Genomic DNA, 25,536 nt, shown 5'->3' on the forward strand with positions numbered 1-25,536 from the left:
TAATTATTATCTTTAACAAATTAAATTAACAAAAACATCCTTCTATAATTTATGAAAATTATTGTTCCTATGGCTGGACGCGGTTCCAGATTACGTCCACATACGCTTACTGTTCCAAAACCTCTTATCCCGATTGCAGGAAAACCGATCGTTCAGAGATTGGTGGAAGATATTGCTAAAGTTGCCGGAGAAAAAATTGAAGAAGTAGCTTTTATCATCGGGGATTTTGGTCCGGAGATTGAAAAATCTTTAATTCAGATTGCTGAGAAATTAGGAGCAAAAGGAAGCATTTATTATCAGAATGATCCATTGGGAACGGCTCACGCTATTAAATGTGCAGAACAATCGATGAGCGGAGATGTTGTGATCGCTTTTGCAGATACCCTTTTCCGTGCCGATTTTGTTTTAGATAAAAATTCTGACGGGGTAATTTGGGTAAAAAGTGTGGAAGATCCTTCCGCTTTCGGGGTTGTAAAATTGGATAATTACGGCTTTATTACAGATTTTGTTGAAAAACCTCAGACTTTCGTTTCAGATTTAGCGATTATAGGAATTTATTACTTTAACAGCGCTGAAAAACTGATGAACGAAATCAATTATATCATGGATAATGATATTAAAAACGGTGGTGAATATCAATTAACTACAGCGTTGGAAAACCTTAGAGCAAAAGGAGCTAAATTTTCTTTAGGAAAAGTAAACGACTGGATGGATTGCGGAAACAAAAATGCAACCGTAGAAACCAACAGCAAAATTCTCGAGTACGAAAGAGAAGAAATGTCAACATTCCCAACTTCTGCGACCATTGAAAATTCTTTGATTATTCAGCCGTGTTTTATCGGTGAAAATGTGAAAATCTCAAACTCAAAAGTTGGGCCGGGAGTTTCTTTGGGAAACAACACGATTATTGTTAATTCAAATATTGAAAACTCTTTAATTCAGGAAAATACAAGAATCAATCACGGGAATCTTTCCAATTCGATGATCGGAAATTCTGCTCAGTATTTCGGAGTTGCAAGAGAAATTTCATTAGGAGATTATTCAGTTTTGGATTTTTTATCTAAATAAGAAAAAGAGAGTAAATAATTTACTATAAATAAGATATCTTCAGACCACACAAAATGTTTTGTGTGGTTTGGCGTTAATATTGCAACGTATTTTTAAAAATTGAAAAGGTAAATACATGAAAAACTGGATTCCGTTACTATTATTGCTTTTCGTGGTAACTTCTTGTAAGACAAGAAACGCCAACAGAAAAAATGACAATAATGGTAAAACAGACAGCACCATCGTAGCAGAAAACGACCGAGATCCAAAAGATGCCACAGAACCTGTAAGAGATAAGCTTACATTCTACGAACATGTACTTATTCCCCAAAAATTTGATCAGATCAAGATCAACAGCAAAGTGAATGTAGAAACCGGAAGTTTCGTTCCTACTCTTGATGCAACGATTTATATTGAAAATAATCAAAAGGTCTGGATGAATTTATCTGCTTTATTCATTAATGTTGCAAGAGGTATTGCCACGCCGGAAGGAATTAAAGGGCTGGACAGAACCAGTAAATCTTATATTGACTCGGATTTTGAATATTTAAATAATTTACTGAATGTTAATTTCATTGATTATAAATCTTTGGAAAAAATATTGATGGGACGGACTTTCGTGAAAATCAGCGACTCCCAGTTTACCCTTACAAAAAATGCGCAGGGTTTCAGAATGGCATCCAATTCTAATCAAAAAATTGTAACAAACGAGAAAACAAGGGAATACAAAATTGTTTTAGACTATGATACAAATTACGATCTGCTGAATGTCAATTTAAAAGATGTTTTATCTCCCGACGAATTAGAAATTTCTTACAGCAATTGGGATGAATTCAATGGAATTCGTCTACCAAAAAATGTTAAAATAATTATAAAAGGGTCAAAAAGCAGTCAAATCTTACTGGAAAATACGAAATTTGACTTTTCGAGGATGGATACACCGTATTCTGTGCCATCTAGTTACAAGAAAATTGAGATTAAATGATTAAAAAATTTAGCTTTTTAATAGGTATTTTGCTGTTCTCGTTGCAATATGGGCAAAAAAACAAAGAACAGTTACAGAAGCAGAATGCTGAACTTAAAAAACAAATTGCACAAATAAATTCGGATTTAGCTAAAACTAGAAGCGAATCTAAGCTTTCCATATCTTACCTTACCAGTGTAAATCAAAAATTAGCCTTAAGAGAAAAGGTTTACAACAACACGCAAAAAGAGAAAAGATTCATCGAAGATGAGATCTATCTTCGTCAGCTGGAAATCAACCGCCAAAACAGAGAATTAGCAATTCTTAGAAAAAATTACGCTGAAGTTCTGGTCAATGCTTATAAAAATAAAGGCGTACAAAATAAGGTGACTTTTATTTTATCTGCAAAAAATATGGGCGAAGCACTTAGAAGAGTTCAGTATTTAAAGCAATATTCCGATTATCAGGAAAAAAAGGCGGCAGAAATTACAGATGCTGCCACACAGATCAAAAAATCGATTGCCCAGAAACAAAATTCTGCCAGGGAGAAAGCAAATTTGCTAGCGAATCAGCAAAAAGATTTAACAACCATCAATGCTGAAAGAGCTCAAAAAGAACAGCTTGTAACAGAATTCAAGAAAAATGAATCAAAATTAACGGCTGAGCTGAAACAAAAGCAAACACAATCAAAGGCGCTTGAAGGGCAAATCAGAACCATCATTGCTGAAGAAATCAAAAGAGCAAAAATTGAGGAAGAAGCAAGAAGAAAAGCGGAAGCAGAAAAAATCCGTTTAGCAAAAATCGCTGCCGACAGGGAAAAAGCAAGAATCGAAGCCGAAAACAAAGCCCGGGCAGAAGCACTGGAAAGAGAAAGACTGGCCGCAGAAGCTGAAGCTAAAAGAGCCGCTGAATTTGCCGCCAAAAGAGCAGAAGAAGAGAGAAAACGTACGGAAGACGCCGCAAAAGCCGAAGCCAGCTCCAGAGATGAAGCCAGAAAATTAGCTGCCAAAAAAGCATCTGACGAAGCCGCTGCAAAATCAAAAGAAGCGAACAATAAATTAGCTGCTGCAAAAGCCGCAGAAGCAGCACTAGAAAAGAAAAAAACAGAAGAGAAAAAAGCTGCCGAAACCAAAGCAATGACAAGCTACGGCGTATCTACATCATCAGGAAGCAATTTTGCTGAAAACAGAGGAAAGCTAGGTTATCCGGCAGACAGAATCGGGCAAATCACTCACCGTTTCGGAAGACAGCCACACCCTGTTTTTAAAAATATTTATGAAGAAAATAACGGGATCAAAATATCCGTCCCTTCAGGTACACGTGCAAAATCAGTATTTCCGGGGACAGTCTCTTCGGTTATTGCGAGTACTGACGGAACAAAAACCGTTATGCTGAAGCATGGGAACTACTTTACTATTTATTCAAACTTAGGAAGTGTAAGTGTTTCCAAAGGACAACAGGTTTCTGCAGGTACGGTTGTCGGCACAATAGGACAGGATTTTGACGGCTCTTATACCCTTGATTTCCAGGTATGGAACGGAAGTACACCAGTTGATCCATTAGGTTGGGTTTCTTATTAAAAAAAGACTAACTTTGTAAAAATTTAAGAGATGAATACATTAACAATACTATCATTATCTTGGCAGCATATCCTTATTGTTGCAATACTTTTATTATTACTTTTCGGAGGTAAAAAGATTCCGGAATTAATGAGAGGAGTGGGTTCAGGAATTAAAGAATTTAAAGATGCGGTAAAAGAAGAAGACAAACCTGGTTCTGAAAACAAGAATTCTTCAAATAATAATACACCCGGCAACTAAAAATTCTTCAAAATTAAATGAATTTTACTGAGACTGCATGGCAGGTCTTTAATCAAGCTATTGAAGATTATCATGTACACGATGACGTTAACACTCTAATTAATAACCCGTTCGAAAAAGACAGTTTGGAACGGATTTTGTATGCTAAGAACTGGATTGATACCGTTCAATGGCATTTGGAAGATATAATTAGAGATGAAAATATTGATCCGACCGAAGCTCTTCAATTGAAGAGATCTATAGACGCCTCGAATCAGAAAAGAACTGATCTTGTGGAATTTATAGACGGTTGGTTTCTTAAAAAGTTTGAAAATATAACTCCTAAATCTGATGCAAAAATCAATACTGAAACTCCCGCTTGGGCAGTAGACAGATTATCAATTCTTGCATTAAAGGTTTATCATATGTCGTTAGAAGCTAATAGAGCATCAGCTTCTGTAGAGCACCGCGCTAATTGTCAGGCAAAATTAGACGTGCTTCTTATACAGAAAGAAGATCTATCAACTTCTATAAATCAGTTGCTTACTGATATTGAGAACGGTGATGTTAAGATGAAAGTGTACAAACAAATGAAAATGTACAACGATGAAAGTCTTAACCCAATCCTTTATCAAAAGGGGCAACAAAAATGAAACGACTACTTTTTTTTGGAGTACTACTACTAACAACTTCTTGCGCAACAGAAAAGCTCAACTTTTCTCCGTTGTCAAACAGTTTTTATAGTGAAGCTAAAGGGTCGGATTCCGACAGGGCAAAGAAAAGCATTGATATCAACGTAAAAGAAAATGTAAATGCTTCCGAAATTTCAAATTTAATTTCCACTTTCCCTACATTTAAAAATACCGATCTCAATAATGAAGTTACAGCTCTGAAATATAGTTTGCAAAATTATCTTTACGCAATTGATGCCAACAATCTTTCAGGGAAAAACAAAGCCATCAAAAGCTTCGAAAAATCTTATAAAAAAATTCAAAAACTCAGACAGCAGCTTAATAAAGATGATGATGAAGTGCTTAACAGGTATTTGGTTCGCTTAAAAACCAATATTACCGTTATTGAAGATTCTTTAAAAGGAAGTTAAAAAAATAATTGAGATTATTAATGATTAAAACTCAGGCGGAAGCCAACGTTCCTACAGAACACGGCACTTTCCGAATGATTGCTTTTTCCGAAAGCGAAAATGACTGGATGCCTCATATGGCAATTATCGCAGAAAATACAGATTTTTCAAAACCTGTGAATGTGCGTTTCCATTCAGAATGTATTACCGGAGAAGTTTTCCATTCAAAAAAATGTGAATGCGGCCAGCAATTAGACGCCGCAATGAAATATATCCATGAAAATGGCGGAATTATAGTCTATCTTCGACAAGAAGGCAGAAATATTGGAATCATCAACAAATTAAAAGCATATTCCCTTCAGGAAAAAGGTTTTGACACGGTAGAAGCTAATTTAAAGCTTGGGCTTCCCGCTGATGACAGAAACTTTGGAGTAGCAATTGATATTTTAAACCTTTTGGATGTAAAAGATATCAATCTTCTTACCAACAACCCTGAAAAGGTGAAATACGTAAAAGAAAGTAATATTAATCTTAATTCAAGAATTCCTTTACAAATCCCTGCTAATGAAATAAGCAAAGGATATCTGCAGACAAAGAAAGATTATTTTGGTCATTTGCTAGATGATAATGATAATTAAAGATAAAATAAAAGCTCCGGAATAAATCCGGAGCTTTTTAATTATAAAAAAACTGAAAAGATATATTTTTAATTAGCCTTAATCTTAACTACTTTAGACTCATCAAGATTATAATATTTAACTACAGCATTGTAATCACTATAATCTACTTTGGCATTTTTGCCGCTAGCAGGAACCAATACAATTCTAAAAGTTTGATTATTTAAGTAATTACCAACTTCTGTAGAAGACATAGATGAAAGGTTAAAGTTTGCATTATCAATTCTGATTTGAACATTTTGAGAATCAAAAACAAAATTATAATCAAATTTTCTCGCTGAAGGAGAGGTTGACGAATCTAAATACCAGGTATATGGAACTTGTTGCCAAGCACTTCCCGCTTTTCTGTAAACAAGAACAACATCAGTGCCCTGAATATTAATTCCTTGTGTGAATGCGTAAGAATTTCCACTGTTAAAAGATCCCGTCACATCTTTCATCTGAGAATAGGTATCATGATCTACAAAATTGTCATTATTATCATCATCACAGCTAAATAGGAATAAGCCTACAAAAGCCAGAAGTAAAATTGGAAGAAATTTTTTCATTTTTATAAAGTTTAGTATTATATATTTTACATATTCAAAACATATACCAAAAAACTCAAAAACATTGTCTATCGTGATTTTTTAATTGTATTTTTGTTCTTATTCAAAAAACATGAGCAGAATAGTTTTTAATTTACTCTTCATATTTTTATGTATCGGTTCAAATCTCGGAGCCCAATATCAGCCTAAAAACATTTCTCAGGCAGACTTAAATAAGGCAAAACAATGGGTTGACAAGACCTACAATTCCCTTTCACAGGACGAAAAACTCGGACAACTCTTTATCGTGGCGCTTTATACAAATAAAGATGAAGCCCATATCAATCAGGTAAGAAATATTGTTGTAAATGATAAAATCGGCGGATTAATCTTAATGCAGGATGATGCGGCAAGAGAAATTACTCTCGTTAATGAGTTTCAGCAAAAATCAAAAGTCCCGTTAATGATCGGAATGGATGCCGAATGGGGACTATATCAAAGAATTGCCGCCGCTCATAAATTTCCATGGGCAATGACATTGGGAGCAATTCAGGATAAAAAATTAATTGAGCAGATGTCTGCCAAAATTGCCGAAGACTGCCATAGAATGGGCATTAACTGGGATTTTGCGCCAGTTGTTGACGTAAATACAAATCCTGACAATCCGATTATTGGAAACAGAAGTTTTGGTTCTGAAGTAAATAATGTGATTAGTTCAGCATTAGCCTATTCAAACGGGCTTCAGGACAACAATATTTTAGCCGCGATCAAACATTTTCCGGGACATGGAGATACAAGCACAGACTCTCACCTTGACTTGCCCGTGGTTTCTCACAATTTGGAAAGATTAAATGCAATCGAGCTCGCTCCTTTCAAAGCTTTGATGGATAAAGGAATCGGTGGTGTGATGGTGGCGCATTTATATGTTCCGGCTTTAGAACCCGCAAAAGGAATTCCGGCTTCGGTTTCTAAAAATATTATTACCGGTTTATTAAAAGAAAAATTAGGATATAAAGGTTTAATTATCACAGATGCCCTAAACATGGGAGCTGTAGCTAATAAATATAAACCCGGCGAACTTGATGCTCTGGCTTTCAAAGCAGGAAATGACATCATGCTTTTTTCGCAAGGTGTTGCAGACGGTAAAAAATTAATCCAAAAGGCAATTGATAATGGAGAAATTTCACAATCAAGGGTTGAAGAAAGTGTAAAGAAAATTCTATTGACGAAATATTTCTTAGGATTATATCAATACACACCAAAAAATCCGGAAAATATTAATCAGGATTTAAATAATGATTCTCACAAAATAGTAGTTCAGAATTTATATTCAAATGCTTTAACTTTATTAAAAGATGATAAAAAATTACTTCCGTTAAAAGAAGGGAAACAGATATATTATATTCCTTTGGAAGAAGCTCCTTATCAGACCTTTGCGAATCAATTAGGTTCAAATGTAATCATAAAAAAAGCGGGTGAAATCAATTCAATTCCGAAAAACTCAACCGTAATTGTAGGTTTTCATAAAGACAATTCAACAGCTTACAAGCCCTATAAAATTTCAGCAGAATCAAAAAAAATTCTGGCTGATCTTACAAAAAAACAAAATGTAATTTTAAACGTTTTCGGCAGCGCTTATGCATTGAAAGATATTGATATTTCAAAAATTTCGACGGTTCTTGTTTCTTACGAAAACAATGACGATTCAATGACTGCAACAGCAAATGCTTTAAACGGGAAAACAAAAATCTGGGGAAAACTTCCAGTTCTGGTAAATGACAAATTGAAACCGGGAATGGGAATTGACCTTAATGCAACAAGATCAAATTCAACGGTGTTTACAACGTCCAAACAACAATAATCCACATGAAACGCTCATGACAAAATTCTTTAACAAATAGAAAATTAAGCATTAGCGTTCCATCTGACTTTTTAAAACAATAAAATTAAACAGATGAAAATAGGCATACTTTGCTACCCAACATACGGCGGAAGCGGAATCGTGGCAACAGAATTAGGAATGTCGCTTGCCAACAAAGGCTATGAAGTGCATTTCATCAGTTCTGCGCTTCCTGCGAGATTGGATATCACAAATCCCAACATTTTCTTTCACAGAGTCAATGTTCAGACCTATCCGCTTTTCCAGTATCAGCCTTATGATATTGCTTTGAGCTCGATGATTTACCGTGTCGTAAATCTTTACAAACTTGATTTACTGCACGCTCATTACGCGATCCCTTATGCATATGCGGCGTTTACGGCAAAACAAATGCTGCAGGAAGATAATAATGATATTCCGTTGGTAACGACACTTCACGGAACAGATATTACGCTTGTCGGGCAACACCCAAGCTACAAACACGCGGTGGAATTTTCTATCAATCAATCAGATGCAATCACTTCCGTTTCTGAAAGCCTTAAAAGAGACACTCTTCAGTTTTTCAAGATTAAAAAAGAAATTCAGGTTATTACCAATTTTATTGATAATTCAGAATTTGATGAACTTAATGAATGTCAGAGAACACAATTTGCAAATCCTGACGAAAAAATCCTGATTCACGTGTCAAATTTACGTCCGGTAAAACGCGTTGACGAAGTCCTGCAAATCTTTAAAAATGTTCAGAAAAAAGTAAAATCCAAACTAATTATCATCGGTGAAGGCCCGGACATGGAGAAAGTTAACCAGTTTTTGGAGGAAAATCCGGATTTAATTTCAAAAATTCGTCTTTTAGGTAAGGTTAATGATTTGTACAGAATTTTACAGCTTTCAGACGTATTTTTACTTCCTTCCGAACAGGAAAGTTTTGGTCTGGCGGCATTGGAAGCGATGGCGGCAAACACTCCGGTGATCAGCTCAAATGCCGGGGGAATTCCGGAAGTAAATATTCAGGGAGAAACGGGTTATCTGGCAGAAATCGGAAATGTAGAGGCAATGAGTAATTATACGATTAAATTACTGAGCAATGAAGAGCTTTTAACCAAAATGAAGAAAAACGCGAAAGAACAGGCGATAAAATTCGATTTAAAAAACATTCTTCCTATATATGAAGAAATGTATAGAACAACCATTGAAAAGTTTAAAAAAGAGTTGACAAAAGTATAATACATCTATTATATTTGCGTCACACTTATGACGGAAAAACTACTTCAATATCTTTGGAACTATAAGGTTTTCAAACATTTTGACTTCAAGGATATTGAAGGGAATTCCGTTGAAATAATAGATTTCGGGAAATGGAACACAGATTCCGGGCCCGATTTTTTATTGGCGAAAATTAAAATCAATAAGGTAATTTTTGCCGGAAATATTGAACTTCACGTAAAATCTTCCGACTGGATTTTTCACAATCACTCTCAAGATCCAAACTATCAGAATATCATTCTTCATGTTGTTTTTCAAAATGATACAGACATTGAAGAACTCAGCAAAAAGAATATTCCGACCCTAGAATTAAAAGATTATATTGATCCGGATATTTTTCATCGATATGAAAAATTATCAGAAGAAAATCAATTTATTCCCTGTGAAAAAATTGTAAGCCAAAATAAGATTCCGGTTAATTTTCATAAAGAAAATATTCTAAAAAAGCTGGAAGCAAAATCAAAGGAAATTGAGAAAAGTTTAGAGCAATACAAAAATAATTTTGAAGCCGTACTTTTCCATCATCTCGCCTACTCTTTCGGATTAAAAGTGAATGCATTTATTTTTAAGCAGATTGCAGAAAATGTCGATTTTACGATTATCAATAAAATCCGGCAAAACGAAACACAGCTTGAAGCATTATTTTTCGGTATTTCCGGCTGGCTTGAAAATCCGGTTGATGATCAAATGAAAATCTGGAAACGAGAATTTGATTTTATTACAGCTAAATTTACTATTTCTGATGTAAAAATTCATCCTAAATTTTTAAGACTAAGACCACCGAATTTTCCAACTCTCCGTTTGTCACAACTTGCAAATCTTTATTATCAGCACCAAAATTTGTTTTCAAAATTAATTAATTCCAAAAATTCTGATGATCTATTTGAAATTATAAAGAATGTAAAAGCTTCTGAATATTGGGATAATCATTTTAATTTCGGGAAGATTTCAACGGTAGACCAACCAAAGTTTTTAAGTAAAGACTTTATGGAATTAATTATTTTAAATGCAATTCTTCCCGTAAAATATACTTATCATAAATTTCATCGTGAAGAAATTTCAACTGAAATCCTCGATTTCTATAAAAAAATTTCATCTGAGAAAAACTCAATTATTGACAGCTGGAAAAATTTAGGAATACAATGTAAAACAGCGTTGGAAAGTCAAAGCCTTATTTATCATCATAAAAACTATTGCGAAACAAAAAATTGCTTAAATTGCGGTATCGGATTTAAACTTTTAAAAGAATAACCTCAAATGTTTGATAATATTCGTCATAAAATGGAAAGAGAATGGTTTGGCGTTCTCACAAGAATGGGAACCAAACTCGGAATTCCTGTTTCTAAACTTCGCGTTTTCTTCATTTATTCTACTTTTGCGACGGCAGGTTTTTTCTTTCTAATCTATCTTGGATTGGCTTTTATCTTATGGATAAAAGATATGTTTATTACCAGACGTCCTAGCGTTTTTGATCTATAATTATGGAATTTTTACCGATTACTTCAGCGGACGATTACAGAGTCCAAGAGATTTACAGCTCATATTCAAAGACCTTTCCGGAAGATGAAAGAAGGGACCTGAAAGAATTTACAGCACTTTTTTCTAAAGAAAATGTGAAAATAATTTCTGTTTCACATGAATCCAAAAATATCGGTTATCTGATTATCTGGGAACTGAGCAATTTTACTTTTGTGGAACATTTTGAGGTTTTTGCAGAGTTTAGAAGTCAAAAATTAGGTCCGTATATCACTAATTATTTATTCGAAAACTATCCCAGAATTATATTGGAAATTGAGCCCGAACATTTGGGTGATGATGCCAAAAGACGGTATTCATTTTATCAAAAAAATGGTTTTAATTTAATTGATGAAATGTACGTGCAGCCAAGTTATGGTGAAGGAAAAAATTCTATTAAATTATGGCTTCTGGCGAATTATTTTCCTGAAAACCTGAGCGAGGTCAAAGATGAAATTTACGATATTGTTTATCATTAAAATATAAATCCGAAGAGTGAATCTTCGGATTATCCATAGTAAACCTTGAAGGTTTGATTGTAATTAAAAATTAATTCACTTCATACTCCAATTTAATTGTAATACTCGCTTCTTTATCTTTAGAAGACGTGTTGAAAGTTCCGCCATAAGAATAATCTTCATTGGAATTGGGCGCTGTAATCTGAATCACTCCCATCGTTGCTTTTTTAAGACCACCTAAATGACTTCCTGAATTTTCCGCAATTTTTTCAGCACGTTCTTTTGCGTCTTTTGTTGCAGAAGCGATCATTTCCTGTTTTACGGTGGCAAGTTTTGTGTAAAAGTATAATGGCGATGAAGATGTAAATTCTATTCCGCGGTTAATAATTTCCGTAATATTCCTGGAAAGGTTTTCAATTTTCGCTACTTCTTTACTTTCAATGGAAACTGTTTGTGTAAGATTGTATCCCGAAAACTCGCCCTGAACATTATTTCCATTAGAATCCGTATAGTTTCTGAACTGCTTTTGAATATCTACCGAAGAAAAAACGATCTCATTTTGCTTAATTCCTTTTGACAGCAAATAGTCGTTGATGACTTTTCGATCCATTGCCAGTTCGTCGTAAGCTGATTTCAAATCAATATTATTTTTTGAAAAGCTTCCTGACCAGGTTATTAAGTCTGAGGTAAATTTTTTGGAACCAAGCCCTGTCACAGAAATTGTATTTTCAGATTTATTCCTGTTTTTAATCGCGCTTCCCAGAAGTCCGAGGCCAATGATAAATCCCAATGCCCCGATTGCAATCGCAATAATAGTTTTATTCATAAATATTTGTGAATTAGTTGATTTATTTTAATGAAAATAATATATCAATTCTCATTCCGAATTTTAAGATTTCTTTAACATTTAATTATTTTTGTTTGTCAATCTTAAACTTACACAAACAATTACTTCTTATATATTATTGTGTCGATAATTTCCGATAACTATTTTGAAAAATGCAAATCCACATAAAACTAATAAGATAAAAATTAGCCTTTTATTGTTACCTCTGCGTTTGAGGAGCGCGATACGACGAAATTCTTACAAAAACAGCTCTTTGAAACCTCATTAAATCTGCATCACTGCAAAATCCGTATTTCAAAATGTTCTGTCTTTCAAAACCACCGGCAAAAACGTAGTAAATAAAATTCTGAATCATTGACTTATCTACTTTTAAATCAGTGAAATACTTTTCACCTAAAGAACTTATCAGATAATTCATAAAATCAACATCGTCCCATTTATTTTTCACTTTTCCGATCGAAAAGCCTTGTCCTTTTGGCTGCACAAATTCTCCGGCTCTCGCTGCCAAAACCCGCGGATCAGATTTCTGAGCGATATAAGCTCCTAAATCACCTTTCAGCTTTTCAACTTTTCTTGGAGGATCAAGGTTTTTGGAATCTATTTTAAGATCTCCGGTAATTCCTTTCTTAATTTCAACTTCGGCAATTAAAGTGGCGGCTCTTGTAAGCATCACATTAAGCGGAGAACCGATATTTTCTTTGGTTACACTCTTATTTACACGCTCATACCCGGTTTTTACAAAACGAAGCTCATCACCTGCACGTCCTGAAACCATAAAATGGCCGTCCCGGTTAGAAACCACCCTTTCATCTGTTCTGATGTTGATAACTACAACGTCTGGCATCTCAATATTCTCTTCGGAAGTAATTTTTCCGAAAATATAATCCTGAGCATTGATGTTGATGAAAAATATAAATAATAAGAGAGAGAATAGTTTAAATTTCACGGACAGTTTTTTATAAAGCAAAACTAAAGTTATTTTTAAATATAATGATAAGTTTAACCACAGTTAACGTGTTTTAGGATTTCTTTTAGAGTTTTGTTTTTAAAACTGTTAAATCCGGGTTCAAAATTGTTAAAATTTCAGGTAAATTTTAGCTAAATTGCAGTTCCAATTGTTCTAAAAATGCAAAATTCTTATACAGTTATCAATGCTTCTGCAGGTTCGGGCAAAACGTATGCGCTCGTGCAAAGGCTTTTGATGATCTGTCTCCGGTATCCTAATCAGCAACATTCGATCAGGAATATTCTGGCACTGACGTTTACCAACAAGGCTGCCAATGAGATGAAAGAAAGGATTTTAACATGGCTGGGCAATTTTTCTGCCGATAATTTTGCTGAAAATCCTGATTTGAAAAATATTCAGCAGGCATTTGAACAAGAAGGATTAAAAATTACAATTGATGAACTTCATTACCGTTCAAAAAAACTGCTGGATTATGTTCTTCATAATTATTCTACTTTAAATATCGGGACGATTGACCGCTTTAATTCCAGATTGGTAAGAAGTTTTTCTTATGAGCTTGGTTTGGCGAAAAATTTTAACCTTAAAATTGAGGCAGAACCGTTTTTGATCGAAGCGGTAGATAAAATGCTGGATCAGATCGGGGAAAATGATGCTATTTCCAGTTCTTTTATGGATTATGTGGATTACAGTCTCGAAAATAATGAAAGAATTAACCTTAATAAAAACCTTTACGATTCCGCAAAAGAATTTGTAAAAGACATTCATTATGAACATCTTAAAAGCAATAAAAGCTTTGACGACACCAATTATGAAAATATAAAAAATACAATCCGGAAAGAAATTTCATTCAATAAAAAACAGGCTATTGAGGTTGCTACAAATTCAATTCAATTATTTCAATCGCGTAATATTGAGATTGAAGATTTCTCAGGGGGTAAAAAAAACGGGCTTGGACTTTTCTTTAACGAAATTATAAGGTTTTATAATAAAGAAAGAGCCACTTTCCCTTTTCCTACCAATGAAGAAACAGCTTTAGCAAATTATCAGAAAGGTGCTGCAACAAAATCCAAAAGCAAAGAAACGGATATTCTGGAAATTCTCGATCAGCTATTGGAAAACAGAATGCAGCTAATTATTTTATTCATCGAAACGCAGAAAAAAGAGAAAATTTTATCAGCACTTTTACCCTTAAAGGTAAATAAAGATATTCAGGATGAACTGCGAAAAATTGAAGAAGAAAATGATCTGGTTTTACTTTCAAAATTCAATATTCTTATTAATGAAAACCTCCGGAATGAGCCTTCTGCCTTTATTTATGAAAAAGTAGGTTCCCAATTTCAGCATTATTTTTTTGATGAATTCCAGGATACTTCAGAATTACAATGGCAAAATTTTGTTCCGTTGAGAGATCATTCTGTTTCAACCGATAATACTTCATTTACGCTCGTTGGCGATCCAAAACAGAGTATTTATCGATTTCGTGGTGGGGAAAGTAAGCTGATGCTTGATATTATTAATAAAAAAGAAATTTCGCCAAAAGAAGCTGAATTGCTTGTTTTAAAAGACAATTGGCGAAGCGCAAAGAATATTGTTCAGTTTAATAATGAATTATATCAATATCATTCAATAAATCTTGAAGAGGAGCATAAAAATATTTTCGGAACAGATGGCGAGCAAAGCTCAAAATCATCAATTTCAGGGCGGGTAAAAGTAAATCTCATAGAAAACCTCACCAATGAAGATTTCTACAACGATACATCCGAAAGAATGCGGAAAGATATTCAGGAAAGTTTAGATAATGGTTTTAAATTTTCTGACATTACGATTCTTTGCCGTGGAAATTTCGATATTTTCAGTTATTCTCAGAAATTAGGAAACTTGAAAGTTAATTACAAAGGTGAAGAGACAAACATTAAAACCATTTCTGACAAAGGCCTTACGCTGGAATTGTCGCATACTCTAAAAGCTGTTATTGAGTTTTTAAAATGGGAAACCAATCCGAAGAATAAGCCGAATCTGATCATGATGATGTACCATTTAAACAAATTGGGAAGAATTCATATGCTAGATTTTACGCTGGAAATGAAAGAAATCCTCGAAATTGGGTCTCATGAAGAAATTTTGCAGTTTATTCAGGAGAAATATTCTTTAAAGCTGAAGCAGGATAATTTCCCGAAGTTTAATTTATACAATTTTGTAGAATATTATATCAATGAATTTTCAGTTGAAAATAAAGAAACCGATTTCCTTCTGAATTTCCTGGAAATGCTTTTCAATTTTACACAAAATGCGGGAGCAAGCACGAAAGAATTTTTGAAATACTGGGATGAAGAAGCTTCAACTTATACTATTCAGGCTTCGGAAAATATTGATGCGATCCAAATTATGACGATTCATAAGGCGAAAGGGCTGGAATTTCCGATCGTTTTTATTCCGATGATGAATAAAAACCGTGATGCTGAATTTACCAACTGGTTTGAGACGAATAATGATGACGCTTTAAAGTCGGTGAATATCAATCAGTTTAATAAAAACCTGGAAGTTTATGATGAAGAAATTCAAAAGTTTAATAAAATCAATTCTTATAAAAACTTAGTCGACAGGCTTTGTTTACAGTACGTTGCGACGACGCGACCTGTGGAACAGCTGTTCTTTTATATCCAAAAAGCAAATAAAACATCAAATAATCTCGAGCTTCTGGAATTTCTTCAAACTAAAAACATCAATGAAAGCGATGAATTTGATTTATATGAAGTGCATCCTGAAATGCTTAAAAAATATTCAAAAGACAAGACTTCATCTTTTAAGACACAAGATATTCGTAATCTGAAAAATATTAACGAAAAAAGCACTTCTATAAAAATTGCTACACCTTCTAAAAATTATCAGGTCCGCAATGAAAAAGTAAGAATAGGGCTTTTTGTTCATGAATTGCTGTCAAAGATCAATACTAAAAAAGATGTTGAGAAAGTATTGGAAAGCTATGTTTTGGAAGGCCAGATCACAAGAGACGAGAAAAATGAAATTCAGGAAACTTTACAGCAGATCATTCATAATTACACTGAATTTTTTGATGAAAAATGGACTGTCATTAACGAAAAAGACATCATGATTTCTGAAAATGGAGAAAGCAGAATTTACCGTCCCGACAGAATTTTGAAAAACGATGAAGGTTATATTATCGTTGATTTTAAAACAGGAGAAGAAACGGAAAAAAATGATAGACAAATTGAAAATTATAGAAAAATTCTCGAAGGCCTCGGAAGAAAGATTTTAAAAACACAGCTTATTTATTTGTAAAAGTCAAAAATTTGCATAATATTTGCAACTATATTTACGGAATATTTCCAAACTATAAAAAAACATATAATGAGAAAAATTACGCAAGGCTTATTAATAGCTTTACTTGCATCGTGTTCTAATCCTAAATCCGATTCTGCAACGACTGACCAAAAAGATACTTCAGCTTCTGAGATGTCTACACCATCTACTTCGCCAATTGCAGGTAATTGGGTATCTGATCAATATGTAGAGAATGTTAAAAAAACAAAATCTGTATTTCAGAACAAAATATACGGAACAAAAGTTTTGTTTTTTAGCCTTAATGAAAATGAATTACAGACCGGTTCGGCAACACTTCACGGTTTTACAGATCATGAAGGTGGCTCTGATGTAGCAATTACATTCGACAAAGAAAAGAATGAATTTGTAAAAGATGATTCTAAAAAAACGGATGATCCTACTTTTAAAGATTCTTTTGAGGCAAAACTGAACAGTCAGAACAAGCTTGAAATGTATTTCCCTAAAACCAAAAAAACGGAAACCTATCAAAAATTAAGCACAGATCTGGATACAGAATTAAGAAAAATATTAATTGCAGGAAGTTATACTGATAAAGATTCTAAATCAAAGATTGACTTTTCTGCAGACGGTAAAGTTAATTTTGAAGGCTATAAAAGCTATAAGGTAATTTATGATTTTACTACAGGTCCTGGTTTTGACGGAATTATTTTCTATAAATCTGATCAAAAAAACACAAACGGAGATGTATATCAATTTAAAATAATTGCAAATACATTAGAGCTTCAGCTTATGAAAGGCAATGACAAGAATCCTAACTATACTCCTTCCGGAAAAAAATATATTTTAACTAAATAGTTTTAAAAATTTCGGCGGCACCTTTGGTGCCGCCGAAATTTTTTCATTCATAACATAAAAAAAGTACAATCCTTACATTGTACTTTTTGTTTTAATAAATGTAATCTTAAGCTGTAGGATCTGGGACAAAAACTCTTTGTGCCAATTCCTGGTCAAAAAGATATAACGCGGAAGGATTATCGCTTACCATTTTGATTTTAGTTACATATTGTGAAGCACTTGCTTCCTCTTCCACCTGCTCGTTAATAAACCACTGGAGGAATGAAGTTGTAGCAAAATCACCTTCGTCATTAGCATTTTTTACAATATTGAAGATACTTTTCGTTACCTTTTTTTCGTGTTCCAACGCTTTTTGAAAAATATCGATTGCGTTTTCAAATTCGTGTGGTGGTTTTGCAATTTCCCCTATGATAATTTCCCCGCCTACATCGTTTAAATAGTCGAACATTTTATCAGCATGCATTAATTCTTCTTTGCTCTGTACTCTGAAATAGTTGGCGATGCCATCCAGATCTTTGCTGGAAAACCAGGCAGACATTGAAAGATAATATTGTGCGGCGTATTGTTCGTGTGCTATTTGTTCGTTAATTAATTGTGCAATTTTCTCGCTAACCATAAGTAATAAATTTGTAGTCAAAATTATGGAATAAAACCCCGAAATCAAAAGATTTAATACTATTTAATAGAAAAAGGACAGAATCTCTTCTGCCCTTCTAACATTAAAAAATCAAAATTATAAACTATTAATTGGCTGCAGGAGCTGCCGTATTCATTTGTTTCTTCATCATTTTTCTGTCTTTCATCATTCCTTTTCTCTGCTCCATTTTGGCTTTTCTGTCAGCTTGCCATTTATCATATTGCTCGGGAGATAAAATTTTCTTCATGTCTGAATCCATTTGAGCTCTTTTTGCCTTCATTTGCTCCATTTTTGCCTGTCTGTCATCTTTGTTCTTATCAAACTCGGCTTTCATTTCAGCTTTTTTGTTTGCGTGAAGTTCTCTGATCTGCGCTACCTGAGCCTGACTTAGGTTTAGATCTTTCTGCATCTGTGCTAAATGTTCCTGCTCTTTTTGTTCTCTTTTTTGTTGGAATTCAGCTCTTTTTGCTTGTTTGTCCTGAGGAGTGGTTTGTGCCATTGCAAAACTTCCCATTCCGATAAATGCTATTGCCAAAACTAATTTTTTCATCTTATTAAAAATTTTTATATTATTAATTAATTGTTATACATCTGTTTGATTATTAATTAAAAGAGAAGTTAAGCGGAAATATTCATAAAAAATGTTAAATTTTACTATCAATAATTTAATTACGAAAATAAAAAAAAGAGCAGACTATAAAAATCTGCCCTCACACCACTTAAATATAATATATGAAAATTAATTCTTTGCAAATCCGCTTCGGAAACCTCCGTTTCCTCTATTTTCCCCACCTCTGCTTTCTCGTCCTCTATTTTCTCTTGGAGCAGAATTTTCGCTTCTTCTTGAACCTCCCTCATTTCTGAAGCCGCCTCCGTTATTTTCTCTTTTAGGAGCTTCTCTTCTTACCTCACTTCCTCCACGGAATCCTCCGTTATTTCTTTCACTTCCGTTATTTCCGTTGTCGGCTCTTTCAGTTCTGAAACCACCATTGTTTCTCACTCCATTATCAGTGTTTCCTCTGAATCCCCCATTATTTCGCACACCATCGTTATCTCTTCTGAATCCTGAATTATTAGTCGACCTATTTTCATTTTGGTTACGGAAACCTCCAGAATTATTTCCGTCTCTAACTCCACCTCTGAATCCATTATTTGGTCTTTGGCTTCTTACAATATTGAAAGTAGGATTATCATTTCTACGGAATTTCGCTCTGTCAACTCTGTAGATATTGATGTTCACGCTTCTGTAACGAGGCATTGGTCTGCAGATTGAAGCATAATGCGTTCTTCTGTAATTCTGAAAATAAACTACCGGGCTGTAACCGTGATAATAGCTGTTCTGGAAAGTCACAAAAATCCTCGGTCCCATAATTCTCTGCAAAGCGTAGAATCTGTCATAATACCATCTGTCCGGGTTATATCTGTAATAATTGTTCCAGCTTGAGAAGCTTACATACAAATTATTCAATCTCAGGATCTGATCGATTTGCCAGCGATTTAATCTGTTTTGAGCAAAAAAGCCATTCCAGTTGATGCTGATAATACTGTTTCTGTAATCATTATAATTATTCTGATAATAATCATTTTGATAATAATCCTGAGGATAGTTGTAGTAATAATCATCAGGGAAATAGTTCTGATCATCTTCATCATCATAATAGCCGTCGTCATATCCGTTATTATTTCCGTATCCGTCGTTATATCCGTTATTTTCGTAACCGTTATTATTTGGATACTGCTGAGCAAACGACAAAGTCGCCAGACTCAAAGCAAAACCTATTAATATTTTTTTCATTTTTATAGTCGTTAATTGGTTAGTGTATAGTAGAATATCTTTATTCTATCTTTTGGATATAAATAAAAAAAAGAAGTTAAATCTTTTGACATAACTTCTTTTAATTTATCATTAACTAATTGATAATCAAATGTTAAATTTACAATCTTCCACTATCTTTTATCCAGTTTGCTATTTTTTGATTAAAATTCGTCTGATTTTTGAGATCTTCAAGATTCAAATGCATTCTGTAGCGCCAATAATGCGGAAAAACTGCAGGATTATTGATTCTTTCATTCTCCATCTTAGGATTGGTAAGCTCTGTATCTGTCGCCAAAAATTCCTGTATCGGGAACACGGCCAGCATGGCATCATTATAAAGATGCTGCTTCATAATGATTTCCGCAAGATGGGCGTCCATTTCTTCCGGTGATTTTCCGTATTGAATCAATTGCTGGTTAAAATATTTCTGCGTCAAAGCAGGATCTTCTTTCCACCATTGCCTCAACGTAGAGCTGTCGTGCGAAGAAGCCGTCACTACATTCAGATAACTCGCATTTTTTGGATTATAAAAAGGAATATTATCTGATGGCATACGCTGCACTTTCAGGGCAACAATCGCCAGTTCATCCATTACCACAGGAACACAATCCGGAACCATTCCTAAGTCTTCTCCACAGATCAGCATTTTCGTAGCATTCAAAATCACAGGAAGTTTTTCCATGGCTTTTTCGTACCAAAGATGATCCTGTCTTCTGAAGAAATAATCGTGGTATAAATCGTAAATTGATTTTTTCTCCCAATCAGACAAATATTTATAAGAATCTGTATTATAAACATTAAATCTCGGATGATAAACCGTTTCGCCATTTTTTTCTTCCGTTAAGAAAAGGACATTCGCGCAAAGTGCAATTAATTTATCTTCAATCAAATCAACAGGATTTTTCTTGAAATAATCAGCTAATTTTCTCTGTGTATCAAATTCTTCTTTAAATGAATAGGTCCCGTCAAAATTATTATTCAAAAACTCAAGAGCATTCGCTTTTTCTTCTCCGAAATAATCCCAAAGAATCTGTTCGTTAATAAAAGGCTTACAATATCTGTCAAAATTAAACGGAATATGCAACGCCCTGAATTCATCCAGACTAACGGGAACCGAAGGATAAAAATATCCCAAAATCCCTTGTGTAGCTGAAATCGGCATTCTCCAAATTCTGAAAAACCCTAAAATATGGTCAATTCTCATCGCATCAAAATACTGTTCCAATGCTTTGAATCTGTTTTTCCACCACTTATAATCATCGGCTTTCATGGCTTCCCAGTTGTACGTGGGAAATTCCCAGTTTTGCCCTAATTCCGTAAACTGATCAGGCGGTGCGCCGGCTTGAAAATCCATACCGAAAAGTTCCGGTTCTGTCCATGCTTCCACCGAATGCCTGTAAATACCGATCGGCAGATCTCCTTTCAAAGAAACGCCTAAACTATGCGTATAATCTACTGCATCTTTCAACTGCTTATGAAGCTGAAACTGCACCCACGCATGAAGCATCGAAGCATCATAATCTTTACTTTTTGCCGTAAAAAATGGAGAAATTTTTCCTGCGATATATTTTTTATGCGTCTTCCATTCGTTAAAATTCGGTGTTTTGTATTTATCTCTCAACACGCAGAATGCAGCGTAAGGAATCAGCCAGCTTTCATTGTCTTTAATGAACTTTTTGAAGTTTCTGTCTTTGTAAATCTTTTCCTTTTCAGCTGTAAAAACCGCCTTCAGATATTTCCATTTTCCGGAAATCATCTTTTCGTAGTCGATTAATTCTAAAGAATTTAATTCTGCTTTTTCAGCTTCATATTCCTCAACTAAATCTTTCGGTAATTTAAAGTCGAGATTTTCCAACGAAATATATTGCGGATGCAAAGCATACACAGAAACGGCTGCATAGGGATAAGAATCCGTCCATGAATAGTTTGCCGTTGTATCATTGATCGGCAAAATCTGAATAATTCCAAGATTGGTTTCTTTGTTCCAGTCTGCCAGTTTTTTTAAATCTGCAAATTCACCGACCCCAAAACCACTTTCGCTTCTCAACGAAAAAACAGGAACCGCAACGCCCGCATCGTGATACATTTGATATAGCTTAAACCGGAAATAATGATTCGCAACAATCTGCAGAACATCTTTTGCGTGATTCGGTAAAGCAAATCTGTTTTCGCCTGTTTCAACATCGATTACTCTTCCTTCATTGATATCGTAAAGGCAATATTTAAATTGAATAAATTCATTCTCAGGAATCTCAACCGAAGTTTCCCAAACGCCAAAATCCGTTTGAGATAAATGAATTGCCTTTTCGTAATCCCAACTTCCTAATGAAGGAACGTTTCCAAACAAAACAAGCTTCCAGTTTGGGTTATAAACCGGAGCTTCAATTCTGAATAAATGCGTATGTTTTTTTAACACCGAAATTTTTTCCGGACGGAATTGATTCTGTTTATTATAAAGGATTTTATTGTTTAAATAATTTTCGGGAAAATTTTTATTATTCCATTCGTCGAAAATTGAAAACTCCTTATAATTATGTGGAAAATTAAGCTTATGTGGGACAAATTCTTCTCTCACAACATTTTCTTTTTCATCCACAAGCCGATAGATATAAGAAATCGATTTTGAAAAATAATCTACTTCACATTTCCACAAACCGTTTTCCGTGTAAAACATTTTATGAGCTTTAGACAATGCTCCGTCCTCATGAATCAGCAGCTGTAAAGCTTCTCCGGCTTTTGCATTGTACCCCAAATTAAAGTATAGCTTCATCTATATTTTTTTATAAAAATACATTATAAAATTGAAAAATAAAACTTCCTGAATATCAAATATTCATTAAAAAACCTTTCCGAGTGACATTCGGAAAGGTTTTTAGTTGTTATGTTCAATTGAAATATTATTCAGTAACCAGAATTTTTTTGTTCATCAGAATCTTGCCGGATTCCGAAGCAATGCTTACAATATAAGCTCCATTAATTAAATTTTTCAAATAAACCTGTTCATTTAAAGAACCATCTTTTACAGAAAGCGTTTGTTTAAAGACATTTTTACCTGAAATATCAAAAACATTTAATTTTATATTTCCTTTTACATTTTTATCATTGACAGCAACATTGATAAAATGCTCATCAACTCTTGTAGGATAAATATCAATTCCTGCCAAAGCATTCAATGAATTCGCTCTATCATTGGCAAAATATTTACTTGCTAAATCATAAATATGTAAATTTTGTTCGCCCGGAATTTGTTTTGCCTGTAAAGTTTTTAAATCGACTTCATATAAAGCAGCTCCTTTTGCACTGGCAATAACTACATTTCCTTTGACATTCACTGCAGAGCCGTTCACCGAATAATTTTCAGGAAGACCTGTAATTTTTCCAACAAATTTTGCCTTTAAATCTTTAGTTGAAACTTTAAAAACATTTCCTGAAGTTGCAAAAACATAGAAATTATTGTCCGCATCCGCAATCATATCACCTCCAAACCCAGATTCGATCGTTGTGAAAGAGTTTTTCCCGTTGGAAGCATCATCCTTAACGATTCCAAGGTCGTTAACAATGTATTGATTATTCTTTTTACTGATCTGTAAAAACTGTGTTCCGGAATTATTCATGGCATAAATATTTCCGTCATAACCTGTTGCCATTCGCGTTATATGAGAATTGATGTCGCACGAAGTGACTCTTGCAACACTGTTTTCGATCAAAGTAATTTCTTTGGTTTTCTGATTCAATACATAAATATTGGAAGAAAACATCGGCATATACAGCAAATTGTTATTGGATGCATCAAAAGCCAGGGCTGCCATCGCAACTGCCTGAGAATTATTGTAAGAATTTTTATCTTCAGTTACAGCTCCGTTTCTGGTTTGTGAAAAAACTTTTGCAGCAGTATCAGCCGTAAAAATTTTCTCTCCGGAAACACCGTTAGCGGCATCTATCGCACGGAAATCATTGAAAATAATACTTGGTGTATCTTTTCCGGCCAATGCAAAGAAATCTTGTTGTGCATAGGCATTTGCGCCAAATAATAACAAGAATACAGGGAATAAATGTTTTTTCATATGATAAAATTTTAGATTTGTAATTATTTTAGTATGACTAAGTTACACAATTTTTAAATTGAATAATAAAAAATTCCCTTGTTTGAATAAGAATTTTATTTAAGCGGATCGTTTTCATTCTGACGGAGGAAAAATCTATCGTACTAACAGATTCTTCATCACGCTTTGCTCCATTCAGAATGACAAACTTAATGCATAAAAAATTCCCGCAGATTCCATGGATTTCTCAGATTTTTATTTTCTGTGAAACTTTGTGGAATCTGCGGGAGATTATAAATATTTTTTTTAATATTAGTTTAAAACATAAGTTGTTCCGTCTCTGCCGTCTTTTAATTCAATGCCTTCTGCAAGCAATTTATCTCTAATTTGATCCGAAAGGTCAAAGTTTTTCGATTTTCTTGCCTGATTTCTCAGTTCAATTAAAACCTGCAATGTCTGATCCAGCTTTTCATTGTTATTTTCTTCGATCATCTGCAATCCTAAAACGTCAAAGATCAAAGCATTTAAAGTAGATTTTAAATCCTCTAAATCTTTAGTTGAGATCGTTTCTTTCTCATCCTTTAAAGCAAAAATATATTTCACGGCTTCAAATATATGAGCAATAAGAACCGGAGAATTAAAATCATCCGTTAGTGCATCATAGGCTTTATTTTTCCATTCTTCAAGACTAAAACCTGATTGTTTTTCGTCATTCGGAGTAATTGAATTTAAAACTTTTACAGCTTCCATTAATCTGATAAAACCTTTTTCGCTGGCAATCATCGCATCATTAGAAATATCCAAAACACTTCTGTAATGCGCCTGCAAAAAGCAGAAACGAACAATTGACGGATGGAAAGGCTTTTCAAAGAAATCATTTTCTCCTGTAACCAACTGCATCGGCAAGATGTAATTTCCTGTTGATTTACTCATACGCTGAGAGTTCATTGTCAACATATTAGCGTGCATCCAGTAATTTACAGGAGCAATATCATTGCAAGCTTTCCCTTGGGCGATCTCACATTCGTGATGTGGGAATTTTAAATCCATTCCACCTCCGTGAATATCAAATTTTTCACCTAAATATTTGGTGCTCATCGCAGTACATTCAAGATGCCAACCCGGAAAACCTTCTCCCCAAGGCGAATTCCATCTCATGATGTGTGCTGGTGATGCTTTTTTCCAAAGCGCAAAATCCTGTGGATTTTTCTTTTCTCCTTGCCCGTCAAGATCACGGGTATTGGCGAAAAGTTCTTCGATATTTCTTTTTGAAAGTTCGCCGTAATTCAGACCTCTTTTGTTGTATTCAAGAACGTCAAAATATACAGAACCATTGCTTTCGTAGGCAAATCCTTTTTCAATTAATTTTTGGGTCAATTCAATCTGCTCAACGATATGACCGGTTGCAGTCGGCTCAATATTCGGTGGAAGCAAATTAAACATATCCAGAACTTTATGAAAATCAACCGTATATTTCTGTACAATTTCCATCGGTTCTAATTTTTCAAGACGCGTTTGCTTTACAAACCGGTCGTTATTAACGTCTCCATCGTCTGTAAGGTGACCTGCATCGGTGATATTTCTTACATATCTTACTTTGTAGCCCAAATGCGTCAAGCTTCTGTAAATAAAGTCGAAAGAAAGGAAAGTTCGCACATTTCCCAAATGCACATTGCTGTAAACGGTAGGTCCACAAACGTACATTCCAACGTTTCCTTCTAATATTGGTTTAAAAATTTCTTTTTCTGAGGTAAGCGAATTATATATTTTTAATTGCATTATCTTGTTTTTGGTTAATGATTTTAAATTTAGTTTAAAGTTTTTCTAATTAAAAGACCGAAGTCTTTTAACAACAGCA

The 25,536-nt window shown here is 34.1% G+C and carries 23 protein-coding genes; 14 read left to right on the plus strand and 9 right to left on the minus strand.

What is annotated here, in order from left to right; translation table 11 throughout:
- Positions 1–51 precede the first annotated feature (51 nt).
- The 7 genes from BLT04_RS05220 to ribA all read left to right on the plus strand — a co-directional run bounded on the left by BLT04_RS05220 (position 52) and on the right by ribA (position 5,529).
- Positions 52–1,068 carry a sugar phosphate nucleotidyltransferase gene (locus BLT04_RS05220; RefSeq protein ID WP_089754442.1) on the plus strand — a complete coding sequence of 339 codons (1,017 nt, stop codon included), beginning with the start codon at positions 52–54 and terminating at the stop codon, positions 1,066–1,068.
- Positions 1,069–1,183: 115 nt separating this feature from the next.
- A complete protein-coding gene (locus BLT04_RS05225; RefSeq protein ID WP_089754444.1) occupies positions 1,184–2,032 on the plus strand; it encodes a lipoprotein insertase outer membrane protein LolB1 in 849 nt (282 codons plus the stop codon).
- The gene (locus tag BLT04_RS05230; protein WP_089754446.1) at positions 2,029–3,591 is read left to right on the plus strand and encodes a peptidoglycan DD-metalloendopeptidase family protein; all 1,563 of its coding nucleotides are present in this window, start codon (positions 2,029–2,031) and stop codon (positions 3,589–3,591) included. The genes BLT04_RS05225 and BLT04_RS05230 overlap by 4 nt, the downstream gene beginning before the upstream one ends.
- Positions 3,592–3,621: 30 nt before the next feature.
- Positions 3,622–3,831, plus strand: a complete 210-nt coding sequence (locus tag BLT04_RS05235; protein ID WP_089754448.1) for a twin-arginine translocase TatA/TatE family subunit — start codon at positions 3,622–3,624, stop codon at positions 3,829–3,831.
- Between the two features lie 17 nt (positions 3,832–3,848).
- On the plus strand, positions 3,849–4,463 hold the full coding sequence (locus BLT04_RS05240) for a DUF4254 domain-containing protein (protein WP_089754450.1): 615 nt from the start codon (positions 3,849–3,851) through the stop codon (positions 4,461–4,463).
- Positions 4,460–4,912 (plus strand): hypothetical protein, encoded by a 453-nt coding sequence (locus BLT04_RS05245; protein WP_089754452.1) that lies wholly within the window; start codon positions 4,460–4,462, stop codon positions 4,910–4,912. Before BLT04_RS05240 ends, BLT04_RS05245 begins: the two co-directional genes overlap by 4 nt.
- A gap of 20 nt (positions 4,913–4,932) precedes the next feature.
- On the plus strand, positions 4,933–5,529 hold the full coding sequence (ribA, locus tag BLT04_RS05250) for a GTP cyclohydrolase II (RefSeq protein ID WP_089754454.1): 597 nt from the start codon (positions 4,933–4,935) through the stop codon (positions 5,527–5,529).
- 68 nt (positions 5,530–5,597) lie between these two features.
- On the opposite strand, the gene BLT04_RS05255 is transcribed toward ribA, so the two are convergent.
- Positions 5,598–6,116 (minus strand): hypothetical protein, encoded by a 519-nt coding sequence (locus tag BLT04_RS05255; protein ID WP_089754456.1) that lies wholly within the window; start codon positions 6,114–6,116, stop codon positions 5,598–5,600.
- A gap of 112 nt (positions 6,117–6,228) precedes the next feature.
- On the opposite strand from BLT04_RS05255, the gene BLT04_RS05260 reads away from it, so the two are divergent.
- From BLT04_RS05260 to BLT04_RS05280, 5 genes are all read left to right on the plus strand, one after another.
- Positions 6,229–7,956: a glycoside hydrolase family 3 protein gene (locus tag BLT04_RS05260; RefSeq protein WP_089754458.1), complete on the plus strand. Its 1,728-nt coding sequence runs from the start codon at positions 6,229–6,231 to the stop codon at positions 7,954–7,956.
- Between the two features lie 93 nt (positions 7,957–8,049).
- Positions 8,050–9,198 carry an N-acetyl-alpha-D-glucosaminyl L-malate synthase BshA gene (bshA, locus tag BLT04_RS05265; protein WP_089754460.1) on the plus strand — a complete coding sequence of 383 codons (1,149 nt, stop codon included), beginning with the start codon at positions 8,050–8,052 and terminating at the stop codon, positions 9,196–9,198.
- 27 nt (positions 9,199–9,225) lie between these two features.
- Positions 9,226–10,488, plus strand: a complete 1,263-nt coding sequence (locus BLT04_RS05270; protein WP_089754462.1) for a DUF2851 family protein — start codon at positions 9,226–9,228, stop codon at positions 10,486–10,488.
- A gap of 6 nt (positions 10,489–10,494) precedes the next feature.
- Positions 10,495–10,716 (plus strand): PspC family transcriptional regulator, encoded by a 222-nt coding sequence (locus BLT04_RS05275; protein ID WP_089754463.1) that lies wholly within the window; start codon positions 10,495–10,497, stop codon positions 10,714–10,716.
- A 2-nt stretch (positions 10,717–10,718) separates the two neighbouring features.
- On the plus strand, positions 10,719–11,231 hold the full coding sequence (locus BLT04_RS05280; RefSeq protein WP_089754466.1) for a hypothetical protein: 513 nt from the start codon (positions 10,719–10,721) through the stop codon (positions 11,229–11,231).
- A gap of 70 nt (positions 11,232–11,301) precedes the next feature.
- Here the strand turns inward: BLT04_RS05280 and BLT04_RS05285 are convergent, their stop codons facing one another.
- Both BLT04_RS05285 and BLT04_RS05290 read right to left on the minus strand, forming a co-directional pair.
- On the minus strand, positions 11,302–12,036 hold the full coding sequence (locus BLT04_RS05285; RefSeq protein ID WP_089754468.1) for an SIMPL domain-containing protein: 735 nt from the start codon (positions 12,034–12,036) through the stop codon (positions 11,302–11,304).
- Between the two features lie 220 nt (positions 12,037–12,256).
- A complete protein-coding gene (locus tag BLT04_RS05290; RefSeq protein ID WP_089754470.1) occupies positions 12,257–13,003 on the minus strand; it encodes a hypothetical protein in 747 nt (248 codons plus the stop codon).
- A 180-nt stretch (positions 13,004–13,183) separates the two neighbouring features.
- Between BLT04_RS05290 and BLT04_RS05295 the strand changes: the two genes are divergently transcribed.
- Positions 13,184–16,324 carry a UvrD-helicase domain-containing protein gene (locus BLT04_RS05295; protein WP_089754472.1) on the plus strand — a complete coding sequence of 1,047 codons (3,141 nt, stop codon included), beginning with the start codon at positions 13,184–13,186 and terminating at the stop codon, positions 16,322–16,324.
- A gap of 69 nt (positions 16,325–16,393) precedes the next feature.
- On the plus strand, positions 16,394–17,182 hold the full coding sequence (locus BLT04_RS05300) for a hypothetical protein (RefSeq protein ID WP_089754474.1): 789 nt from the start codon (positions 16,394–16,396) through the stop codon (positions 17,180–17,182).
- A gap of 106 nt (positions 17,183–17,288) precedes the next feature.
- Here the strand turns inward: BLT04_RS05300 and BLT04_RS05305 are convergent, their stop codons facing one another.
- The 6 genes from BLT04_RS05305 to cysS all read right to left on the minus strand — a co-directional run bounded on the left by BLT04_RS05305 (position 17,289) and on the right by cysS (position 25,457).
- On the minus strand, positions 17,289–17,798 hold the full coding sequence (locus BLT04_RS05305; RefSeq protein WP_089754476.1) for a ferritin: 510 nt from the start codon (positions 17,796–17,798) through the stop codon (positions 17,289–17,291).
- Positions 17,799–17,925: 127 nt separating this feature from the next.
- Positions 17,926–18,369 (minus strand): hypothetical protein, encoded by a 444-nt coding sequence (locus tag BLT04_RS05310; protein WP_089754479.1) that lies wholly within the window; start codon positions 18,367–18,369, stop codon positions 17,926–17,928.
- 189 nt (positions 18,370–18,558) lie between these two features.
- On the minus strand, positions 18,559–19,614 hold the full coding sequence (locus BLT04_RS05315; protein WP_089754480.1) for a hypothetical protein: 1,056 nt from the start codon (positions 19,612–19,614) through the stop codon (positions 18,559–18,561).
- 139 nt (positions 19,615–19,753) lie between these two features.
- Entirely contained in the window at positions 19,754–22,405 is a 2,652-nt protein-coding gene (locus BLT04_RS05320; RefSeq protein ID WP_089754483.1) for a 4-alpha-glucanotransferase, read from the minus strand.
- Between the two features lie 127 nt (positions 22,406–22,532).
- Positions 22,533–23,699 (minus strand): T9SS type A sorting domain-containing protein, encoded by a 1,167-nt coding sequence (locus tag BLT04_RS05325; protein WP_089754485.1) that lies wholly within the window; start codon positions 23,697–23,699, stop codon positions 22,533–22,535.
- 291 nt (positions 23,700–23,990) lie between these two features.
- Complete coding sequence (gene cysS, locus BLT04_RS05330; protein WP_089754487.1) at positions 23,991–25,457, minus strand: cysteine--tRNA ligase; 1,467 nt, start codon at positions 25,455–25,457, stop codon at positions 23,991–23,993.
- Positions 25,458–25,536 lie beyond the last annotated feature (79 nt).

The sequence above is a fragment of the Chryseobacterium soldanellicola genome (genome assembly GCF_900100115.1).
GTDB lineage: Bacteria > Bacteroidota > Bacteroidia > Flavobacteriales > Weeksellaceae > Chryseobacterium > Chryseobacterium soldanellicola.